We start from the raw sequence: 3,537 nt of genomic DNA, 5'->3' as shown, positions 1-3,537 counted from the left end.
GGCTACTTGCTGTTATTGTTCCTGTTTTTGTTTCTGATGGATTTGTTGTTGGTGGTGTTGGCTCTTCTGGTGGTTGTACTTCACTACCATTTAATTTAATATTATCTTTTAAATATCTTTCTACTCCATCTGCTAAAGCTGTTGCTAATTTATTTTGATATTCGCTTGTCCTTAATTTAGCTGCTTCTTCTGGATTACTTATAAATCCTGATTCAAATAATGCTGAAGGCATACTGCTTTCTCTAAGTACCGCAAAGTTTGCTGTTTTTACTCCTCTATTTGCTGCACCTGTTTCTTTTATTGCATTTTCTTGTATGTTACTACTCAGTGGTCTATGAGTACTTTTATCCGTATGATAATATGTTTCTATTCCTTTTGCGCTAGATGATGTAAATGAGTTTATATGTGGTGAAAGGAAAAGATCTGCTCCATATGCATTTGCTATTTCAGCTCTTTCTCCTAGTCCTACATATACATCACTTTCTCTACTCATTTTTACTTCAATACCTTTTTCTTTAAGCTTGTCTCTAAGCTTTAAAGATATTTGAAGTGTTAATTCATCTTCTAATAATCCATTTCCTGCTGCTCCATTATCTGCTCCACCATGTCCTGGATCAAGGAATACTTTATAGTAGTTTCTATCTACAACTGTATTTTTTAAATTATAATTCTCTTTTACTACACTTGGTACATATACTTCTACAACATAAACACTGTCCCCTATTTTATTGCTTAAAAACACAGTTCCTGAATCTTTAACTTTTGCTATTCCACTTTCATCAATTTCTAAAGTATTTTCATTTGAAAGTTCCCAGCCTTTATATTGTGAAAGGTTTAGGCTTTCACCTCTTCTTAATGATATTCCATCTTCGACTACTACTTTTTCATTTTTATATTTATCTATTATTTCTGTAAATTCTCTTTCTAAATTCTGGCTAGCACTTGCATCAAAGCTTCCAGCAAATAAACTAATTCCAGACATAGCTATAGTCATAATTGTTACTTTTATAATATTATTTAACTTTTTTCTATTCATTTACCCTTTATCCCCCCATTTTCTTTTTATTCACTCTTAATTCATTTTTTATTAACATTTTAATTATAAAATATTCTCTTCCTATTTTCAATTATTATAAGGAAATAAATAGCAATTTATCCTTTTTTCACTTTTATATCTATAAAAAAAAGTGATACTTTCATATCACTTTTTCTCTCTAACTTTTATATAATTTATATTTTAAATTAAGCTAATCTCAATGATTTTTCTACTATTTTAAATAAAAATACTCCTGCTACACTATTAATTAAAACTGCCGGTAATACTACCGTTGTAAATAAAGCTAAGAAAGGTGCTGGAAGTCCTACTAATATACTTGCTGATGTTATAAAAACAACTCCACTTACTAATGTTCCTACTGATAATATAACAATAGCTTCTATAAGTTTTCTTTTAAATAAATCTATCTTACTTAAAAACTTTATCTTTCTCATTGTATATAACATAAATACAACCACCTGAACTGTTATTACTTTATCTATCATATTAGGTACTTGTCCCCCCGGAAACTTTGTTGTTAAAGCAGTAAAGACTCCTGTAACTATTCCACAAACTAATGAAGTTTTATAGTCTCCATCATTTAATATTATTACTATAAAAAGCATTGCTAAAGCAAAGTCTGGTTGCATTGGCAAACCAAGGGCTGGTGTAAGCTGATGAAGTAAAGCTCCAATTCCTATTAATAATGCGTTTAATACCATTTTTTTCGTTTTTGAATTTCTCATAATCTATCCTTCCTTTATTTAATATTTTTTCTTTTATCTCTTTTTTCCATTCACTTCACTCCATCTCTTTCACCTCCTTTAATTTATTTGGGCAATAAAAAAACGCCCTATGTATTAAAACATAGGACGAAAATATTCCGCGTTGCCACCTAAATTGTATTTTTATGTATAATAAAAACACCTCTCTTTTCAAACACTATCATGTTCTAGTCTCTATAATGGGAGACTCCCAATAATCTTTACTCTCTAAATTTCTTTAGATTTCTTATTATATCTCAAAGGCCCATTCATTAAATCTCTTCTTGCTTAGATTCCACCACCCTAAACTCTCTTTATTAAAGCTAAATTTAATTACTCTTCCTCTTCAATGACTATTTGTATTATCTATTTACTCTATTATATACAATATTAAATTAAATGCTACACTTTTTTTAATTTTAATTGAAAATGATAAAAAAAGGCTATCAGTAACAATAGCCTTTTTAGTTTAATGTGTATATGAAGTTTTTAGTAATTGTGAGCTTTTAAAAGTCTACTTTATGCCCATAGTAAGCACAAGTAAATAATTTTTCCATAGTCTTATGGTCTATTTCTCTTGGATTAGATCCTGTACATGCATCTAAAATTGCATTGTGAGATATAAATTCTAAGTTATTTTTAAAGTCTTCTTCTGCAACTCCATATTCCTTCATTGTATGAGGGATTTGAAGTTCAGTATTTAAGTCATCTATCATTTTAATTAGAGAATCTGTTAATTCACTATCAGTTTCTCCATCTAATTTTAACATTCTAGCTAAAGCTGCATATCTATCTTCACAGTTCTTTCTATTATACTGGATTACATATGGCAGGAATATTGCATTTGCACATCCATGTGGTATGTGGAATACTGCTCCTGTTTTATGTGCCATTGAATGAACTATTCCAAGTAATGCATTTGAAAATGCCATTCCAACTAAACATTGGGCATCATGCATTTCTTCTCTTGCACTCGTATCACCATTATATGAATTTATAAGATGATCTACTACCATTTTAATTCCTTTTGCTGCAAGTGGATCTGAAAAGTTTGATCTTAAACTTGCTGTATAAGCTTCTATTCCATGTGTTAAAGCATCCATTCCTGTATGTGCAACTAGTTTCTTTGGCATTGTCTGTGCAAGCTCTGGATCTACTATTGCTATATCAGGTGTTAAATTAAAGTCAGCTAATGGATATTTTATTTTTTCAGTATAGTTAGTTATAACTGAAAATGCTGTTACTTCTGTAGCTGTTCCACTAGTAGATGGAATTGCTATAAATTTCGCCTTTTGTCTAAGCTCTGGTAGTCCAAATGGAACTACTGCTTCTTCAAAAGTAAAGTCTGGATATTCGTAGAAAATCCACATAGCTTTTGCTGCATCTATTGGTGAACCACCGCCCATAGCAACTATCCAATCAGGTTGGAATTTCCTCATAGCTTCAGCGCCCTTCATAACTGTTTCAACAGATGGGTCTGGTTCTACTCCTTCAAAAGTTTGAACTTCTATTTTAGCTTCCTCTAAGTAACTTTTAACTTTATCTAGGAAACCAAATTTTTTCATTGAACCTCCACCAACAACTATCATAGCTTTCTTTCCTTTAATGCTCTTTAAAACTTCTAAAGAACCTTTACCATGATATAAGTCTCGTGGTAATGTAAAACGTGCCATATTTCAAATTCCCCCTACCTATATTTAATTTACTTTTAACTTTCCACAAATTTATTTTACCATA

The 3,537-nt window shown here is 30.6% G+C and carries 3 protein-coding genes and 1 other annotated feature; all 3 genes read right to left on the bottom strand.

What is annotated here, in order from left to right; all coding sequences use genetic code 11:
- A partial coding sequence (locus Q0W06_RS19430; protein ID WP_297639790.1) for an N-acetylmuramoyl-L-alanine amidase occupies window positions 1–1,036 on the bottom strand: 1,036 nt, incomplete at its 3' end.
- 206 nt (window positions 1,037–1,242) lie between these two features.
- Window positions 1,243–1,782, bottom strand: coding sequence for a tryptophan transporter (locus Q0W06_RS19425; RefSeq protein WP_297639787.1), 540 nt, complete (start codon window positions 1,780–1,782; stop codon window positions 1,243–1,245).
- A gap of 119 nt (window positions 1,783–1,901) precedes the next feature.
- Window positions 1,902–2,159, bottom strand: a binding site (T-box leader).
- Window positions 2,160–2,306: 147 nt separating this feature from the next.
- Window positions 2,307–3,473 (bottom strand): iron-containing alcohol dehydrogenase, encoded by a 1,167-nt coding sequence (locus Q0W06_RS19420; RefSeq protein WP_297639783.1) that lies wholly within the window; start codon window positions 3,471–3,473, stop codon window positions 2,307–2,309.
- Window positions 3,474–3,537 lie beyond the last annotated feature (64 nt).

Origin of the sequence: uncultured Clostridium sp., from assembly GCF_947072515.1 — a bacterium.
Lineage (GTDB): Bacteria > Bacillota > Clostridia > Clostridiales > Clostridiaceae > Clostridium.
This window is presented reverse-complemented; position numbering and strand designations above follow the sequence as displayed.

Excerpts from the sequence above, each read along its gene's own strand:
- Q0W06_RS19425 (WP_297639787.1), bottom strand. The coding sequence starts at position 1,782 with ATGAGAAATTCAAAAACGAAAAAAATGGTATTAAACGCATTATTAATA.
- Q0W06_RS19420 (WP_297639783.1), bottom strand. The coding sequence starts at position 3,473 with ATGGCACGTTTTACATTACCACGAGACTTATATCATGGTAAAGGTTCT.